At 64.5% G+C, this 16,286-nt stretch carries 19 protein-coding genes; 10 read left to right on the top strand and 9 right to left on the bottom strand.

Annotated features, from left to right (window positions below; genetic code table 11):
• Nucleotides 1–54: 54 nt before the first annotated feature.
• The gene (locus EJ068_RS14415) at nucleotides 55–219 is read right to left on the bottom strand and encodes a hypothetical protein (RefSeq protein ID WP_245463422.1); all 165 of its coding nucleotides are present in this window, start codon (nucleotides 217–219) and stop codon (nucleotides 55–57) included.
• Nucleotides 220–511: 292 nt separating this feature from the next.
• Between EJ068_RS14415 and EJ068_RS14410 the strand changes: the two genes are divergently transcribed.
• Nucleotides 512–1,432 carry an SMP-30/gluconolactonase/LRE family protein gene (locus tag EJ068_RS14410; RefSeq protein WP_127252877.1) on the top strand — a complete coding sequence of 307 codons (921 nt, stop codon included), beginning with the start codon at nucleotides 512–514 and terminating at the stop codon, nucleotides 1,430–1,432.
• Nucleotides 1,433–1,610: 178 nt separating this feature from the next.
• On the top strand, nucleotides 1,611–1,817 hold the full coding sequence (locus tag EJ068_RS14405) for a 4-oxalocrotonate tautomerase family protein (protein WP_127252876.1): 207 nt from the start codon (nucleotides 1,611–1,613) through the stop codon (nucleotides 1,815–1,817).
• Between the two features lie 43 nt (nucleotides 1,818–1,860).
• Here EJ068_RS14405 and EJ068_RS14400 read toward each other — a convergent pair whose 3' ends face one another.
• From EJ068_RS14400 to EJ068_RS14365, 8 genes are all read right to left on the bottom strand, one after another.
• On the bottom strand, nucleotides 1,861–2,352 hold the full coding sequence (locus tag EJ068_RS14400) for an NADPH-dependent FMN reductase (RefSeq protein ID WP_245463421.1): 492 nt from the start codon (nucleotides 2,350–2,352) through the stop codon (nucleotides 1,861–1,863).
• An 81-nt stretch (nucleotides 2,353–2,433) separates the two neighbouring features.
• Nucleotides 2,434–3,054, bottom strand: coding sequence for a pyridoxamine 5'-phosphate oxidase family protein (locus EJ068_RS14395; RefSeq protein WP_127252875.1), 621 nt, complete (start codon nucleotides 3,052–3,054; stop codon nucleotides 2,434–2,436).
• A gap of 67 nt (nucleotides 3,055–3,121) precedes the next feature.
• The gene (locus EJ068_RS14390; protein WP_126080443.1) at nucleotides 3,122–3,778 is read right to left on the bottom strand and encodes a septation protein A; all 657 of its coding nucleotides are present in this window, start codon (nucleotides 3,776–3,778) and stop codon (nucleotides 3,122–3,124) included.
• Nucleotides 3,779–3,841: 63 nt separating this feature from the next.
• On the bottom strand, nucleotides 3,842–5,764 hold the full coding sequence (gene ftsY, locus EJ068_RS14385; protein WP_129554601.1) for a signal recognition particle-docking protein FtsY: 1,923 nt from the start codon (nucleotides 5,762–5,764) through the stop codon (nucleotides 3,842–3,844).
• A gap of 13 nt (nucleotides 5,765–5,777) precedes the next feature.
• Nucleotides 5,778–7,091 carry a tRNA (N(6)-L-threonylcarbamoyladenosine(37)-C(2))-methylthiotransferase MtaB gene (gene mtaB / locus EJ068_RS14380; protein ID WP_127253766.1) on the bottom strand — a complete coding sequence of 438 codons (1,314 nt, stop codon included), beginning with the start codon at nucleotides 7,089–7,091 and terminating at the stop codon, nucleotides 5,778–5,780.
• Entirely contained in the window at nucleotides 7,091–7,975 is an 885-nt protein-coding gene (gene dapF / locus EJ068_RS14375) for a diaminopimelate epimerase (protein WP_127253765.1), read from the bottom strand. The genes mtaB and dapF overlap by 1 nt, the downstream gene beginning before the upstream one ends.
• A 154-nt stretch (nucleotides 7,976–8,129) precedes the next feature.
• Nucleotides 8,130–8,291, bottom strand: a complete 162-nt coding sequence (locus EJ068_RS14370) for a DUF1328 family protein (protein WP_126063645.1) — start codon at nucleotides 8,289–8,291, stop codon at nucleotides 8,130–8,132.
• A 61-nt stretch (nucleotides 8,292–8,352) separates the two neighbouring features.
• Nucleotides 8,353–9,360, bottom strand: a complete 1,008-nt coding sequence (locus EJ068_RS14365) for an MBL fold metallo-hydrolase (RefSeq protein ID WP_127253764.1) — start codon at nucleotides 9,358–9,360, stop codon at nucleotides 8,353–8,355.
• A 123-nt stretch (nucleotides 9,361–9,483) separates the two neighbouring features.
• Here EJ068_RS14365 and EJ068_RS14360 point away from each other — a divergent pair, with 123 nt between their 5' ends.
• The 8 genes from EJ068_RS14360 to sucD all read left to right on the top strand — a co-directional run bounded on the left by EJ068_RS14360 (nucleotide 9,484) and on the right by sucD (nucleotide 16,223).
• Nucleotides 9,484–9,924 carry a VOC family protein gene (locus EJ068_RS14360; RefSeq protein ID WP_245463420.1) on the top strand — a complete coding sequence of 147 codons (441 nt, stop codon included), beginning with the start codon at nucleotides 9,484–9,486 and terminating at the stop codon, nucleotides 9,922–9,924.
• 198 nt (nucleotides 9,925–10,122) lie between these two features.
• On the top strand, nucleotides 10,123–10,698 hold the full coding sequence (locus tag EJ068_RS14355) for a protease inhibitor Inh/omp19 family protein (RefSeq protein WP_245463419.1): 576 nt from the start codon (nucleotides 10,123–10,125) through the stop codon (nucleotides 10,696–10,698).
• Nucleotides 10,699–10,887: 189 nt separating this feature from the next.
• Nucleotides 10,888–12,087, top strand: a complete 1,200-nt coding sequence (zapE, locus tag EJ068_RS14350) for a cell division protein ZapE (protein ID WP_127253628.1) — start codon at nucleotides 10,888–10,890, stop codon at nucleotides 12,085–12,087.
• 317 nt (nucleotides 12,088–12,404) lie between these two features.
• Nucleotides 12,405–13,373 (top strand): malate dehydrogenase, encoded by a 969-nt coding sequence (mdh, locus tag EJ068_RS14345; protein WP_129554600.1) that lies wholly within the window; start codon nucleotides 12,405–12,407, stop codon nucleotides 13,371–13,373.
• A 41-nt stretch (nucleotides 13,374–13,414) separates the two neighbouring features.
• Nucleotides 13,415–14,608 carry an ADP-forming succinate--CoA ligase subunit beta gene (sucC, locus tag EJ068_RS14340; protein ID WP_127253627.1) on the top strand — a complete coding sequence of 398 codons (1,194 nt, stop codon included), beginning with the start codon at nucleotides 13,415–13,417 and terminating at the stop codon, nucleotides 14,606–14,608.
• 5 nt (nucleotides 14,609–14,613) lie between these two features.
• Nucleotides 14,614–14,985, top strand: coding sequence for a cupin domain-containing protein (locus EJ068_RS14335; RefSeq protein ID WP_127253626.1), 372 nt, complete (start codon nucleotides 14,614–14,616; stop codon nucleotides 14,983–14,985).
• Nucleotides 14,986–14,997: 12 nt separating this feature from the next.
• Nucleotides 14,998–15,276: a hypothetical protein gene (locus tag EJ068_RS14330; RefSeq protein ID WP_127253625.1), complete on the top strand. Its 279-nt coding sequence runs from the start codon at nucleotides 14,998–15,000 to the stop codon at nucleotides 15,274–15,276.
• Between the two features lie 44 nt (nucleotides 15,277–15,320).
• Nucleotides 15,321–16,223, top strand: a complete 903-nt coding sequence (sucD, locus tag EJ068_RS14325; RefSeq protein WP_127386289.1) for a succinate--CoA ligase subunit alpha — start codon at nucleotides 15,321–15,323, stop codon at nucleotides 16,221–16,223.
• Nucleotides 16,224–16,286: the final 63 nt, after the last annotated feature.

Genomic DNA, 16,286 nt, shown 5'->3' with positions numbered 1-16,286 from the left:
TGCCCCGAATTGCCCTTCGCAATTCGGTTGGCGGTCCGGGTGAGGGCCTGTCGCTCAGCCGTAGATCTGCTTGCGGATCTGGTAGAGCATCTCGGAACGGTCGGCGCGCAGATCGGCGAGATCGCGGCCGGACAGGTTCTCGATTTCGGCGACGAGGCGGTTGTACTGGCGGCGCTTGGCGATGCTGACGCGAGCGCGGGAGACAAGATTGTCGAACATGACAGGGTTCCTTTCATGCCGCACTGGTGCGGCCGGTTGTTCCTCCCTGACAATTGCGAGCATGACATAGGAATGGTGCGTTGCAAAAGAAAGATGTTGCAATGCACCATTGCAACCAGCGCATAGCCGGTTAACCGTGGGCTAACGGTTCCTTGCATCCGGCATGGCGGCCTTTGGCGCACGCTCACGCAGTTCTCATCCGTTTTGTCATACAAATTACAGGCCTGCCGTCTTGCCAGAATGGCTGCGGGCTGGCTTGATCCGCCCGTCACCTGATGCCGGGAGGAAACGCATGGCGGCCGCTGATTATTACGAAGTTCTCGATCCGCGCTTCGCGCGCCTGTTCAACGGCAGCGCGCAGGTGGAAAAGCTGTTCACCGGATGCCGCTGGGCGGAAGGGCCGGCCTGGTTCGCCGCCGGCCGCTATGTCGTCTGGTCCGACATCCCGAACAACCGCATGCTGCGCTATGACGAGACCGACGGCAGCGTCAGCGTGTTCCGCCAGCCGTCCGGCAATTCCAACGGCAACACGGTCGACCGGCAGGGCCGGCTGGTGACCTGCGAGCATTCCGGCCGCCGCGTCAGCCGCACGGAATTCGACGGCTCCATCACCACCATCGCCGACAAATGGAAAGGCAAGCGGCTGAACTCGCCCAATGACGTGGTGGTGCGTTCCGACGGCTCGATCTGGTTCACCGATCCGAGCTACGGCATCGACACCGACTATGAGGGCGACAAGGCGGAGAGCGAGATCGGTGCCTGCAATGTCTATCGCGTCGATCCGGAGACCGGCGGTGTCGAGGCCGTCATCACCGACATGGTGCGGCCGAACGGGCTCGCCTTCTCGCCGGACGAAAGCCTGCTCTATGTCGCCGACACCGGCCGCACGCATGGCGAGAAGAACCCGGCGCATATACGCACCTTCACTGTCGGCAAGCACGGCAAGAAGGTTTCGGGCGGCAAGGTATTTGCCGACTGCACGGCCGGCCTGTTCGACGGGTTCCGGCTCGATTCCGATGGGCGCATCTGGACAAGCGCTGCCGACGGCATCCATTGCTACGACCCGGACGGCACGCTGATTGGCAAGGTCAAGGTGCCGGAAGTGACCGCCAACTGCGTGTTCGGCGGCAACAAGCTGAACTGCCTCTACATAGCCGGCACCACCTCGCTTTACATGGTGCGGCTGATGGTCAACGGGGCGAAGACATATTGAGCGAGACTGTTTGGAAATTCTACTCCGGCGGCCATCTGCCGGCGGTTCCTGCGCTTCCGGTGCTCACGGACCTAAAAGTCCGCTCCGCTCCGGTTCTCGAAACCACCACCATATGACTCGCCGGAGCGAATTTCGAAACAGTCTCGGCCGTGCAAGCAACTGAAGGGGAGGGAGAAAAATGCCATTCGTCAACATCCGCATCGTCAAGGAAGTGATCGCCGCCGATCCGGCCGGCAAGAAGGCTGACATCGCCAAGAAGGTGACCGCGGCCATCGTGGAGGCCACTGGGCTTGGCAACAACGATGTCTGGGTGGTGTTCGAGGAGGTCAACGCCCGCGACTGGTATGTCGGCAAGACCGATGTCGAGACGCTGCGGAAGGGATAGCTTCTTCCTTCTCCCACAAGGGGAGAAGGGGAAGATGCGCCACTCACCGCCCGCGTATAAACCCCAAGAAACCCTGCACCGCCTCACGCATCGCCTGCCGGTTCGCGCCCTCCGCCAGGATCGCCTCAATCTCCCCCGGCTTCTTGCCCAGCAGCGTGATTTCCAGCGCCGCCACTTCATACAGCGCAAACGACATCGTCCGCATCACCTCGGCGAGCGCCGCCCGCGCGTAGAGGGAGCGGGGCGAGGCGTGGACCAGCATTGCCGACTTGCCCACGGCAGCGTCGCGCGAGACCAGCCAGTCGAGCGCGTTCTTCATGCCGCCGGGGACGCCATGCGCGTACTCCGGGCAGGAGACGATGACGCCGTCGGCCCGGGTTATCATCTCGATCAGGCGCGCCGCTTCGGGCGGCGTGCGCTCGCCCTCATCGTCGGGGTTGAAGATCGGCAGCCGGCCGAGCCCGTCATAGACCTGGACGCGACAGTCGTCAGGGGCATTGGCGGCCAGGGCGGCAAGCAGGGCCGAGTTGGTCATAGGCGGCGCGCAGGCTGCCCGATATGGCAATGATTTCGATCAAGGGAGGGCCGGACGAAAGAAGTGAGTCGTCCGGCAAGCCTACCACATGGTCTGCCGGTAATCGTCGTCCAGCTCGCGGTCGATCTCGCCGGCGCTTTCGGTGAGCGCCAGCTGGTCGCGGATGATCTGGCCGAGCGTCGGCAGGCTCGCGCGGTCATACCAGGTCTCGGGCTTCCAGAGATCGGAGCGCATGAAGGCCTTGGCGCAGTGCATATAGGCGGCCTTGACCGTCACCACGATGACGCTCTGCGGCTCCTTGCTGTCGACCGCCAGGCGTTCGCGCAACGTAGGATCGACGGTGATGCGACCGTCGCCATTGACGCGCAGCGTCTCGTTCATGCCGGGGATCAGGAAAAGCAGCCCGACCGAGGGGTTGCGGATGATGTTTTCCAGCGTGTCCAGCCGGTTGTTGCCGGGACGGTCTGGAATGGCGATGGTGTTGTTGTCGAGTATGGCGGTGAAGCCGGGCTTGTCGCCCTTGGGCGTCACATCGGCATTGCCGGCGCCGTCGGAGGATCCGATCAGCACGAAGGGGCTCTTGCCGATGAAGGAACGGCAATGGCCGTCGAGGCTCTTCAGTTCCTTCCGGATCGAGCCGTCGGTCGGCCGGGGCGTTTTGTAGATCGTCCTCAGCTCGTCATGCGTGGTGAGGAATTCCATGTCGCCCCCCTCTTATTCTGGCGCAATTCCGGACGGAAAACCGCGTCACGCTTTTCCTGGAATTGCTTTAGTTTCCGGCCTTCTCTTCCTTGGCTTTTTCCTCGAGCGAGTGGCGCATGATCAGCGGCATCTGGCTGAAGGTGAACAGCAAGGTGATCGGGATCGTGCCCCAGACCTTGAAATATAGCCAGGTCGCCTCGGAGAAGTTGCGCCACATCACCTCGTTGAGCACGGCCAGGAACAGGAAGAAAAGGCCCCAGCGGAAGGTCAGCTTGCGCCAGCCCTCGGCATCGAGCTGAAAGGCGGAATCGAAGACGTAGCCGAGCAGCGAGCGGCCGAACAGCAGCCCGCCGAGCAGGGTTACGCCGAACAGCGAGTTGATGATCGTGGGCTTCATGAAAGCGAAGGTCTTGTCCTGCAGGTAAAGCGCCAGCGCGCCGAAGACGAAGACGACGATCGCCGAGACCAGCGGCATCAGCGGCAGGCTGCGCGTGAGCAGCCAGGAGACGCCGAGCGAAAGCGCGGTCGCGACCATGAAGAAGGCCGTGGCGATCAGGATCGGCTCGCCGAGATGGGCAAGCACCGGGAATTTCTCGGCCAGCCACTCGCCACGGATGGTGGTGAAGAAGAACACCAGGCCCGGCCCAAGCTCGAGCAGGAATTTCAGGCCGGGGTTCATCGGCTTGCGGCGTGGATCGGACGGGTCGCGTTCGAGGATGTTCATAAAAGTCCTTCTTGCGCATGATCTGGCCGAAAAGCAGGCGGTCTTCCAAGATCACGCCTTTGTTCAGGCGACGCCGGCGATCGCCCTGGCAAATTCGCTGGCCGAAAACGGTTCGAGGTCGTCGACCTGCTCGCCGACACCGATGAAATAGACCGGCAGCCGGTGCTTGGCGGCGATCGCCACCAGAATACCGCCGCGCGCCGTGCCGTCCAGCTTGGTCATCACCAGCCCGTTGACGCCGGCGACGTTGCGGAAGATCTCGACCTGGTTCAGCGCATTCTGGCCGGTGGTGGCGTCGACCGTCTGCAGCACCGTGTGCGGCGCTTCCGGATCGAGTTTTCCGAGCACGCGCACGATCTTCTCCAACTCGGCCATCAGCTCGGTCTTGTTTTGCAGCCGGCCGGCCGTGTCGATGATCAAAACGTCGGAGCCGGCCTCCTTGGCCTTCTCGAAGGCGTCATAGGCGAGGCCCGCGGCGTCGGCGCCGAGCTTGGTGGCGATGACGGGCGATTTCGTGCGTTCGCCCCAGATCTTCAACTGCTCGATCGCGGCGGCGCGGAAGGTATCGCCGGCGGCCAGCATCACCTTGAGGCCGCCATCGGTGAGCTTGGCGGCCAATTTGCCGATGGTGGTGGTCTTGCCGGTGCCGTTGACGCCGACGACCAGGATGACATGCGGCTTATGGCTGAGATCGAGCTCGAGCGGTTTTGCCACCGGGCTCAGCACCTTCTCCACCTCCGCCGCCATCACGGCGCGGACTTCGGAGTCGGAGACGTCGCGGCCGTAGCGGCTGGACGCAAGCGAATCGGTGACGCGCAGCGCCGTCTCCACGCCGAGATCGGCGCGGATCAGCACGTCCTCCAGATCCTGCAGCGTGTCCTCGTCCAACTTTCGCTTGGTGAAGACTCCGGCAATGTTGCCGGTGAGCTCGCGCGAGGAGCGGGCGAGCCCTTCGCGCATGCGCTGGAACCAGGAGCGCCTTGGCGCCGGCTCCGAAGTCTTTGCCGGCTCGGCTTTCTGCTCGACCTTCTTTGAGACCGTCACCTTGCCGGCGGCGGGAGCGGACCGCGGCTCGAGGGTCGGCTGCGAGGCCGGTGCAGGCCCTACCTCCCCCTCGATGGGGGAGGTCCCGAGCGCAGCTCGGGGGTGGGGGTGACTGGCGCCAGCGTCGGCGCTGTCACCCCGCCCCGCCACTTCGTGGCGACCCTCCCCATCGAGGGGAGGGTGGGGAGCTTCATCCTTCTCGTCGTCTCTATACGGCGAGAAGGTGCCGGCAGGCGGATGAGGGGCAGCGCGGGCTTCCGAGGATGGCTCGATGGAAGGCGGCGCGGCTGGCGGCACCTCGATCGGTGCCGGCGTTTCGGCCGGAACCTCGCTCGGCGGCGTCGGCACCTCCACAGGCGCCGGCTCAGGCAGCGGTTCCGGACGCGAAGGCTCGATATCCGGCTGAGTCGGCTCAGGGGCGGGCACTTCCTGCGGCGCAGGTTCAGGCGCCGGCGCCGGCGCGGGCTCGGGTCGTGCGGGCGGCACTTCCTCGGGGGCCGGAGGCTCCGGTATCTGAGGCGCCGGTTGTGGCTCTTCCTCTGGCTCAGGCTGCGGCAGCGGTTCCGGCTCGGCGGGAACGATCGGTTCCGGCGTCGGTGGAATGGTGGGCGCGGGCTCGGACTTCGGCTCTTCAGGGGGCGGCTGGTGCGCGGCCCCTACCTCCCCCTCGATGGGGGAGGTCCCTAGCGCGGCTCGGGGGTGACCCACGTCGGCGCTGTCACCCCGCCCCGCCACTTCGTGGCGACCCTCACCATCGAGGGGAGGGTGGGGTGCTGGCTCCTGCTCGCGCGCCAGAATCTCCGGGGCGGCCTGATCGGCCTCCGGCTTCAGCGCGTCCAGCTGATCCCATTTGATCGGCGGCAGGGGCGCGGCCTCGTCGACGCGCTCCTCGACGACCTCTTTCTTGCCGAACGAAAATATCTTCTTGAAAAAACCAGCCATGCGTCTCGCAGTCTCAGGCGGCTTGCGCGGCAAGCGGGGCCGCAATCAGTCGGGCGCCGTCATGGCCGGTGATGATGGCTTCGACGATCTCGCCGGGCGCGCCGGCGTCGATCGCGGCCAGCGTGAAACCTTCGGTGCGGCCGAGCCCGTCGCGTTCGATCAGGATCGACTGCCGCGTGCCGGGGAGCGCGGTCAGATGACGGCGATAAGCGGCCTCGCCGGCGGCGCGCAGTCGCGCGGCGCGCTGCTTCACCACCTCGCGGCGGACCTGCGGCATGCGCGCCGCGGGCGTGCCTTCGCGCGGGCTGAACGGAAAGACGTGCAGATGCGTCAGCCCGCACTCCTCGACGATCTTCTCCGAGTTCTCGAACATCGCCTCGGTCTCGGTCGGGAAGCCGGCGATGATGTCGGCGCCGAAGACTATGCCGGGACGCAGTTTGCGCACGTCCTCGCAGAAGCGGATCGACTGGTCGCGCAGATGGCGCCGCTTCATCCGCTTCAGGATCATGTCGTCGCCGGACTGCAGCGACAGGTGCAGATGCGGCATCAGCCTGGGTTCGGTGGCGATGGCCTCGAGCAGATCCTCGTCGGCCTCGATGGAATCGATCGAGGACAGCCTGAGCCGCTTAACATCCGGTACCTGGCGCAGAATGGTCTTCACCAGTTTGCCGAGCTTCGGGCTGCCCGGCAGGTTGGCGCCGAAGCTGGTCATGTCGACGCCGGAAAGCACGATCTCGGCATAGCCGTTGCCGGCAAGGCGCTTCACCTGCTCAACCACGGCGCCCATCGGCACGGAACGCGAATTGCCGCGGCCATAGGGGATGATGCAGAAGGTGCAGCGATGGTCGCAGCCGTTCTGCACCTGCACGAAGGCGCGCGCGCGGCCTTCGATGGCGTCGACCATGTGGCTCGCCGTCTCGCGCACCGAGAAAATGTCGTTGACGCGCGCCTTCTCGGTGTCGTTGACGCCGAAATCGGGCAGCGCGCGGTAGGAGTTGGCCTTGAGCTTCTCCTCATTGCCAAGCACGAGGTCGACCTCGTCCATGGCGGCGAAGTTCTGCGGCTCGGTCTGCGCCGCGCAGCCAGTGACGATGATGCGGGCTGAAGGGTTCTCGCGGCGCGCCTTGCGGATCGCCTGCTTGGCCTGGCGCACCGCCTCCGCCGTGACGGCGCAGGTGTTGAAGATCACGGCGCCGCCCTGGAGCGCGCCGAGACCGGCGCTTTCGGCCTCGCGGCGCATCACTTCCGATTCATAGGTGTTGAGGCGGCAGCCGAAGGTGACGACGTCGATACCGCTGGATATCGCGCCTTTTTCAAGGGCGGACATCAGGCGGCGCTTTCTGTGTCGCGGGCCCAGGCCCCGGTCGAGGGATCGAAGCTCCCGGAAAATTCCCATTCGGCGGCGCCGGTCAGGATGACGTGGTCGTCGTCGCGCCATTCGACATGCAATTCGCCGCCGCCCGGCGTCAGCATCGAGACGCTGCGGCCGGTGCGCTTGGTGCGCGCTGCCGCCACCACGGCGGCGCAGGCCGCGGAGCCGCAGGCCTTGGTGAGGCCGGCGCCGCGCTCCCAGGTGCGGATGATCATGGTTTGAGGCGACGTCACCTGGGCAATGGTGATGTTGGCGCGCTCGGGGAAGATCGGATGGTTCTCGAGCAGCGGGCCGAAGCGGTCGAGCTCGTAGGACCAGACGTCGTTGTCGACCCAGAAGATCGCATGCGGATTGCCCATAGACACCGCCGAGGGCGAATGCAGCACCGGCGCGTCGATCGGCCCGATCTGCAATTCGATCATGCGGGTGTCGCGGAACTCTTCCGCCAGGGGGATCTCCTGCCAGCCAAAGCGCGGCTTGCCCATGTCGACCGAGATCAGACCGTTCGCGTGCTCCTGAGCATTCAGGATGCCGGCGCGGGTCTCGAAGGTGAAGCTCTTCTGGCCGGTCTCGGCGGCCAAGGCCTGGACGACACAGCGCGTGCCGTTGCCGCAGGCCTGGGCGCTGGTGCCATCGGAATTCAGAATGTCGATATAATAAGCGGTGCCCGGCGTGCGGGCGTCATGGATCGCCATGATCTGGTCGAACTTGGTCGCGGCGTCGGCATTAAGCGCGATCGCCGCGGCCGGCGTGACCCTGTCGGCACGGCCACGCATATCGGCAACGATGATCTCGTTGCCGATGCCGTTCATCTTGGCGAAGGGGGCGGTGCCTGCCATCTAACCGGTCATTCCAATCCGTTTGGCCAATCCGTTTGGCCGCTATATGGCGGAAACGGGCGGGAATTACCAGTCCGGCTCTTGTCTCGGTCACCGCGAAACGTCGCGCCGGCGACGACCAAGTGGTCGCGCCGCGACGACCTGGCGGTCGCGCTTAAGTTACCGCGAAGACGCCGAGCACGATCAGCAGGAAGATGACCAGCACGATGCCGATGAGGACGCGCGCTCCCGTGGCAGCCGCTCCGGCCAGCGCCGGCATGCCGAGCAGGCTCGCGGCGGCGGCAATGATGAGAAGAATGATGATCCACCTGATCATGGGAAGCTCCGGCGAAATTGCGTCGCGAAACCAACGCTTTTCGCCGGTTGGGGTTCCTTCGTCAGACAGCCGGTATGTCCCACACCTCGCCAGGACGCATGGCGCGAAAACGCTCCTGCGGCAGGCCGTGCGCCTCGAGCGCCTCGGCCAGTTTTTGCGCCGGCTCCTCGACCGGCTCGTCGGTGAGGTGGAACGTGCCCCAGTGGCAGCCTGCGGCGTGAGCCGCGTTGCAGAGCTTCATGCCCTGCACGGCCTCCTCCGGATTCTGGTGCTGCGGCGCCATGAACCAGCGCGGCTCATAGGCGCCGATCGGCAGGATGGCGAGGCGAAAGCCGCCATGCGTCTGTGCCATCAGCCGGTAGTTGATGCCGTCATGGAAGCCGGTGTCGCCGGCGAAATAGATGTTGCCGCCCGCCGTTTCGATGACAAAGCCAGCCCAAAGCGCCATGCGGCGGTCGCGTCCGCCGCGCGCCGACCAATGATGCGCCGGCTCGACATAGATGGCGGCGACCCCGGTGTCGATCCTGTCGCCCCAATCATGCGCACTGAGCCGCATGCCGGGCACGGCGCGGTGGATGATGGCGTCGTTGCCGAGTGGCGTGATGATGCGCGCGTCGTGGGCCTCCTTCAGCCGCCTCAGCGTGGCGAGGTCGAGATGGTCGTAGTGGTTGTGGCTGACCAGGACCAGATCGATCGGCGGCAGGTCGGCAAAGGCGATGCCCGGCGCATTGACCCTTCTGGGGCCGGCGAAGGCGAAGGGCGAGGCGCGCTCCGACCAGACCGGATCGGTCAGGATATTCAGGCCGGCGGTCTGGATAAGCAATGACGCGTGGCCGACCATTGTGAGCCTGAGCGCGCCTCCATCCACGCGACGCACCGGCTTTGCCGGCGGGTGAGGACTCGGAACGGCGGCCGGCCATCTCGCCCGCTTGCCGCTGAATTGCCATCTGAGGAGATCGCTGAAGCGCCCTGGGGGCTTGCCGCCGGGGTTGAAGAACAAGGCGCCGTCGAAATGATCGCTATGCGGGCCGCTGTAATAGCGGTTGGCGGTTCTTTTTCTCGCGGCCATTCTCACTCCGCCGGCTCGGTCCCTTCCTGAGATAAGGAAGCGCCTGCCTAGCGCAAGCATTTTGCTGGCGAATGCCAATGGGCGGAGCCGGGTTCATCTAGGATCGCGAGCGAGGGGGCGATCATGATGGTCATGAAGCGAACCGGGACACCGTGGATGAAGGCCGAGGATTTCGGCCGCTCGCTGCCGCTTGGGCTGGGCGTCAATCTTTTGGTCACCGACATGGCGGCGATGGAGGCCTTCTGCCGCGACGTGCTCGGCGCCAGGATCATCTATGCCGACGAGGATTTCGCGGCGATCGAGCTTCTGAGCTCGGTCTTCATGCTGCATGCCGATCATTCCTATCTCGACAATCCGATGACTGGGGTCACTTCGGGCGCCGAGACACGCGGGGCCGGCATCGAATTGCGCCTTTACGGCGCCGATCCGGATCCGATCGAGAAAAAGGCGGCGGCGCTCGGCCATATCGTGCTGGCCGGCTCCATCGATAAGCCGCATGGCCTGCGCGAATGCTACATCGTTGGCCCGGACGGCTATGTGTTCGTGCCGAGCGCCCGGATTTAATGGCGAAATTTCAATGGCTTGAATGACCGAGTCAAACGCCGCTCCGGCGCCGTCCGCTTGCTGCGATAAATTTGCAACATCCGACTCGAAAACCCTATTTTAACCATATCGGGTTGAAATTCTGCCACCTTCGCCATCTTGGTGGAGCGAAGATTACGCGGACGGCTCCCCCCCCGGCCGGATCCGACGGAGGTTTTGATGAATTTTTCGATGACCCGCCCCTTTTCGCGGCCCCACCTCTTTTCGAAGAGCGGCCTCGTGGCCATGTCGCTGGCCGCGCTGGTTGCGAGCGGCTGCTCGACCTCGCGCTTCTCCTCGATGGACGACCAGCAGCCGGCGCCGCTGACGCCGGCGCCGTCCGGCACGGTGACGCAGAATCAGCTGCCGCCGCCGGCCGCTCCCGGCACCACCGATCCGTCGCAATTCCCGACCGCGCCGAACAACACCCAAGTCGCTTCGCTGCCGTCGGACGGCACGGCGCCCGCCGGCGCCACCGATCTCACCGCGGCCAGCGTCGCCGGCGTGTGGAACGTCAATGTCTCCGGGCAGAGCTGCAAGGTGGCAACGCCGCAGACCAAGTTCGGCGCCGGCTACCGCGCCGGTCCGCTGCACTGCCCGGCGCCGATCGATGGCATCAAGTCGTGGAACGTCGCCGGCAAGCAGCTGACGCTCTACGATGAAAATGGCGGCTCGCTGGCCAGGCTCTATTCGTCAGGCGGCGAAAAGTTCGACGGCCAGACTTCCAATGGGCAGCCCATCTCGCTTACAAGGTAGGCTATGCCGATATTCAGGTGAGGCCGGCCTGCGAATGGCGGCTTCCTGTGCTTCCGGTGCTCACGTACTTAAAGTACGCTCCGCTCCGGTTCTCGGAACCCACCCTTCTCGACTCGGCCTGACCTGAATCTCAACGTAGCCTGGCGGCGTCTCCTCAGAGCATTCTGCTCAAAGTAAATGATGTGAACCATGCACCTGCGTGACGGCCTCCAGACCCACGCGACCGTCAGGCAGCGCTACGACCATCTCGTCCAGAGCGGCGCTGTCGAGCGCGATCCGGCGCAGGAGCATATCGTCGCCGCGCTCGACCGGCTGATCGACGAGATCTCGGCCAAACGACTGGCGCAGAAATCGAGCGCGCTGGGCTGGCTGTTCGCGGCCAAGCGGCAGCCGCGCGAGCCCGTCAAAGGCCTCTACATCCATGGCAGCGTCGGTCGCGGCAAGACCATGCTGATGGACATGTTCTTCGAGCTCTTGCCGGTCCGCCGCAAACGCCGCGTGCATTTCAACGACTTCATGGCCGATGTGCAGGACCGGATCCAAAAACACCGGCAGGCGCGCAAGGAAGGCACGGTCAAGGAAGACGATCCGATCCCGCCGGTCGCCCGGGCGCTCGCCGATGAAGCGTGGGTGCTGTGCTTCGACGAGTTCTCCGTCACCGACATCGCCGACGCCATGATCCTGTCGCGCCTGTTCTCGGCGCTGTTCGCCAATGGCGTGGTGCTGGTCGCCACCTCCAACGTGGCGCCGGAGAACCTTTACCGTGACGGATTGAACCGCCAGCTCTTTCTGCCGTTCATCTCGCTGATCGAGCGCAATGCCCATGTGATGACGCTCGATGCCGACAAGGACTACCGGCAAGAAAAGCTCAACCGGCAGCCGGTCTATGTCACGCCGGACGACGCCGCGGCCGAGCGTGCGCTGGACGAGGCCTGGCAGGCGATGACGCATGGCCAGCCGACCGGCGAGGCGACGCTGACGCTGAAAGGCCGCCAGCTCGTCGTCCCGCGCGCCGCCGGGGACGCGGCGCGCTTTTCCTTCGCCGACCTTTGCGAAAAGCCGCTCGGCGCGCGCGACTACCTGGCCATCGCCGGCCGTTTCTCGACGGTCTTTATCGACCATGTGCCGGTGCTGGGGGAAGGCAAGCGCAACGAGGCCAAGCGTTTCATCCTTTTGATCGACACGCTCTACGACCACCATATGCGGCTGGTGATGAGCGCCGCTGCGCCGCCGGAAGGGCTCTACACGGCCAAACGCGGCACGGAAGTGTTCGAATTCGAACGCACTGCCTCACGCCTGGTCGAAATGCAGAGCCGCGACTGGCTGGAAGGCTGGGCGGAACGGCGGGAGGCGGCGCCGGTGGCGAAGGCAAGGCAGGCGCAGGTGTAGCTACAGCCGGCCATCGCAGCGCTGTCCCGCCAGCGTCAGAAACCAAGCCATCAATTCACAAGGGCGTCATCGCCGGGATGAAGCCTTCTGATTTCCACGTTCATTGTGTAAATTCTCGTCAGTCGGCTCAGTAACTTTGACGTTTACGTAATTCCCGAAGCATCTAACCGATTGAAAATACTGGGATCAAAATAATCGTTTGAATTTTTCTTTGGCCGGCGCTAATGGGTGCGGCGAAATCTCGCGGCCTCCCGCATCCTTTCGGCCTCCCCGGCCCCGTCACGGCACCGTCACAGACAAAGGGAAAACATCCTCACATGGCACGCAACAGGATAGCGCTCATCGGCTCGGGCATGATCGGCGGCACGCTCGCCCATATGATCGGCCTCAAGGATCTCGGCGACGTGGTGCTGTTCGATATCGCCGAGGGCATTCCGCAGGGCAAGGGCCTCGACATCGCGCAGTCTTCCCCCGTCGACGGTTTCGACTCCCGGCTGACCGGCGTCAACGACTATGCCGGCATCGAGGGCGCGGATGTCTGCATCGTCACCGCCGGCGTGCCGCGCAAGCCGGGCATGAGCCGCGACGACCTTCTTGGCATCAACCTCAAGGTGATGGAACAGGTCGGCGCGGGTCTCAAGAAATACGCGCCGAAGGCGTTCGTCATCTGCATCACCAACCCGCTCGACGCGATGGTCTGGGCGCTGCAGAAGTTCTCCGGCCTGCCGACCAGCCATGTCGTCGGCATGGCCGGCGTGCTCGACAGCGCCCGCTTCCGCTATTTCCTGGCCGAGGAGTTCAAGGTCTCGGTCGAGGACGTCACCGCTTTCGTGCTCGGCGGCCATGGCGACTCGATGGTGCCGATGATCCGCTATTCGACGGTCGCCGGCATCCCGCTGCCCGACCTCGTCAAGATGGGCTGGACCTCGAAGGAGAAGCTCGACCAGATCGTGCAGCGCACCCGTGACGGCGGCGCCGAGATCGTCGGCCTGTTGAAGACCGGCTCGGCCTATTACGCGCCGGCGGCCTCGGCGATCGCCATGGCCGAGTCCTATCTCAAGGACAAGAAGCGCGTGCTGCCCTGCGCCGCGCACCTTTCCGGCCAGTATGGCGTCAAGGGAACCTATGTCGGCGTTCCCGTGGTGATCGGCGCCGGCGGCGTCGAGCGCGTCATCGAGATCGACCTGTCGAAGGCCGAGCAGAAGATGTTCGACAATTCGGTCGCGGCCGTCCAGGGTCTGACCGAGGCCTGCACCAAGATCGCCCCGCATCTCGCCGGCAAGTAATCTCGCCGGCAAAGCAATCATCCTCCCCGGAGATCAAGCGCATGAACATCCATGAGTATCAGGCCAAGGCGCTGCTGAAGACGTTCGGCGCGCCGGTGGCAAGCGGCGTTCCGGTGTTCAAGGCAAGCGAGGCGGAGGCCGCCGCAAAGGCGCTGCCCGGCCCGCTTTATGTCGTGAAGAGCCAGATCCATGCCGGCGGCCGCGGCAAGGGCAAGTTCAAGGAACTCGGCCCCGACGCCAAGGGCGGCGTGCGGCTGGCGAAGTCGGCGGCCGAAGTGGTCGCCAACGCCAACGAGATGCTCGGCCACACGCTGGTCACCAAGCAGACCGGCCCGGCCGGCAAGCAGGTCAACCGCCTCTATATCGAGGATGGCGCCGATATCGCCCGCGAGCTGTATCTGTCGATCCTGGTCGACCGCTCGGTCGGCCGCATCGCCTTCGTCGTCTCGACCGAGGGCGGCATGGACATCGAGACGGTCGCGCATGACACGCCGGAAAAGATCGTCACCGTCGCCATCGACCCGGAAAAGGGCGTGACCGCCGACGACGTGAAGACGCTCAACGCCGCGCTGAAGCTCGACGGCGATGCCGCGAAGGACGGCGCGTCGCTGTTCCCGATCCTCTACAAGGCGTTCGTCGAGAAGGACATGAGCCTGCTTGAGGTCAATCCGCTGATCGTCATGAAGGACGGGCATCTGCGCGTGCTCGACGCGAAAGTGTCGTTCGACAACAACGCGCTTTTCCGCCACGCGGACGTGATGGAACTGCGCGACACCACCGAAGAGGACGAGAAGGAGATCGAGGCGTCCAAATACGACCTCGCTTATGTCGCGCTCGACGGCAATATCGGCTGCATGGTCAACGGCGCCGGCCTTGCCATGGCGACGATGGACATCATCAAGCTCTATGGCGCCGAGCCGGCTAACTTTCTGGACGTCGGCGGCGGCGCCTCCAAGGAGAAGGTCACCGCGGCGTTCAAGATCATCACCAAGGATCCGGCGGTCGAGGGCATCCTGATCAACATCTTCGGCGGCATCATGAAGTGCGACGTCATCGCCGAGGGCGTGATCGCCGCGGTCAAGGAAGTGGGGCTGAAAGTGCCGCTGGTCGTGCGCTTGGAAGGCACCAATGCCGAGCTCGGCAAGAAGATCATCAACGACAGCGGCCTGAATGTCGTCTCGGCCGACGATCTGGACGACGCGGCCAAGAAGATCGTCAAGGCGGTGAAGGGCTAAAGCGGATGCCTCCGCGCAAGATAAATCTGGTCGAGGCGGCGGATCAAAAAATCGCCAAGGTCTTCGATCCGCATATCGCCGGCGACGTCAACGACGCCCAGGCCAAGGTCGCCAAGTTCGGCGAGGTCTTCGATTGGCACGCGCATGACCATGAGGACGAGGCCTTCCTCGTGCTGCGCGGCAGGATCGCCATCGATTTCCGCGACGGGCCGGTCGAGCTCGGCGAGGGCGACTTCATCGTCGTGCCGCGCGGCGTCGAACACCGGCCGCGCTCGCTGACCCCGGAGCCCGTGGTGCTGATGTTCGAGCCGGCGACGACCTTGAACACCGGCAACGCCAAGAGTGATCTCACCGTCACCCACCTGAAGCGGCTATAGGGGACGGGCGTCATGGGTGACAACCAAACGGTCCAAATGACATTTGATCGAGAGACGATGGACATGCTGGCCGGGTGTGCGAAATGGCGCGGCGTTTCCATCGAAGAACTGGTCAAGGCTTATGTCCAGGACTGGCTCGACATCGATTTTCCCGAATCGCATGGCCGGCACACACGTCGAAGCATCCATCGGGACGGACCAATCACTCTCGACGAGCAAGCTCGTCAGCAAACTTCGCCGAACTGGCGGGACGAACTTGGTATCAACCGACTGCAACCCCGTTCCAAATAAGGCTGGCACATAGGCCTCCATAAATTCAAAGGATAGCCCCCGCGATGTCCATTCTCGTCGACAAGAATACCAAGGTGCTGGTGCAGGGTTTGACCGGCAAGACCGGCACGTTCCACACCGAGCAGGCGCTGGCCTATCACGGCACCAAGATGGTGGGCGGCATCCACCCGAAGAAGGGGGGCGAGACCTGGTCCGGCTCGAAGGGCGAAAGCCTGCCGATCTTCGCCACGGTGGCCGAGGGCAAGGCAAGGACCGGCGCCAACGCCTCGGTCATCTATGTGCCGCCGGCGGGCGCGGGCGAGGCCATCATCGAGGCGATCGAGGCAGAGATCCCGCTCATCGTCTGCATCACCGAAGGCATCCCGGTGATGGACATGGTCAAGGTCAAGGCGCGGCTCGACCGCTCCACTTCGCGGCTGATCGGCCCGAACTGCCCTGGCGTGCTGACGCCCGACGAGTGCAAGATCGGCATCATGCCCGGCAACATCTTCCGCAAGGGCTCGGTGGGCGTTGTTTCGCGCTCGGGAACACTTACCTATGAGGCAGTCTTCCAGACCACCAATGTCGGCCTCGGCCAGACAACGGCGGTTGGCATCGGCGGCGACCCGGTCAAGGGCACCGAATTCATTGATGTGCTGGAGATGTTCCTCGCCGACGACGAGACCAAGTCGATCATCATGATCGGCGAGATCGGCGGCTCGGCCGAGGAAGACGCCGCGCAGTTCCTCAAGGACGAAGCCAAGCGCGGCCGCAAGAAACCGATGGCGGGCTTCATCGCCGGGCGCACGGCGCCGGCCGGCCGCACCATGGGCCATGCGGGCGCGGTGATCTCGGGCGGCAAGGGCGGCGCGGAAGACAAGATCGCGGCGATGGAATCGGCCGGCATCAAGGTCTCGCCGTCGCCGGCCAGGCTCGGCACGACGCTGGTCGAGGCGATCAAGGGTTAAAGGCAGTAAGGGAGTAGGGCAGTAGGGGAGTAAGGGAATAGGAAGAACGGGACGCGCGGCGAC

This window comes from Mesorhizobium sp. M2A.F.Ca.ET.043.02.1.1, assembly GCF_003952405.1.
Taxonomy (GTDB): domain Bacteria; phylum Pseudomonadota; class Alphaproteobacteria; order Rhizobiales; family Rhizobiaceae; genus Mesorhizobium.
The sequence above is the reverse complement of the archived record's forward strand: the minus strand, read 5'-3'. Positions and strand labels throughout refer to the sequence as shown.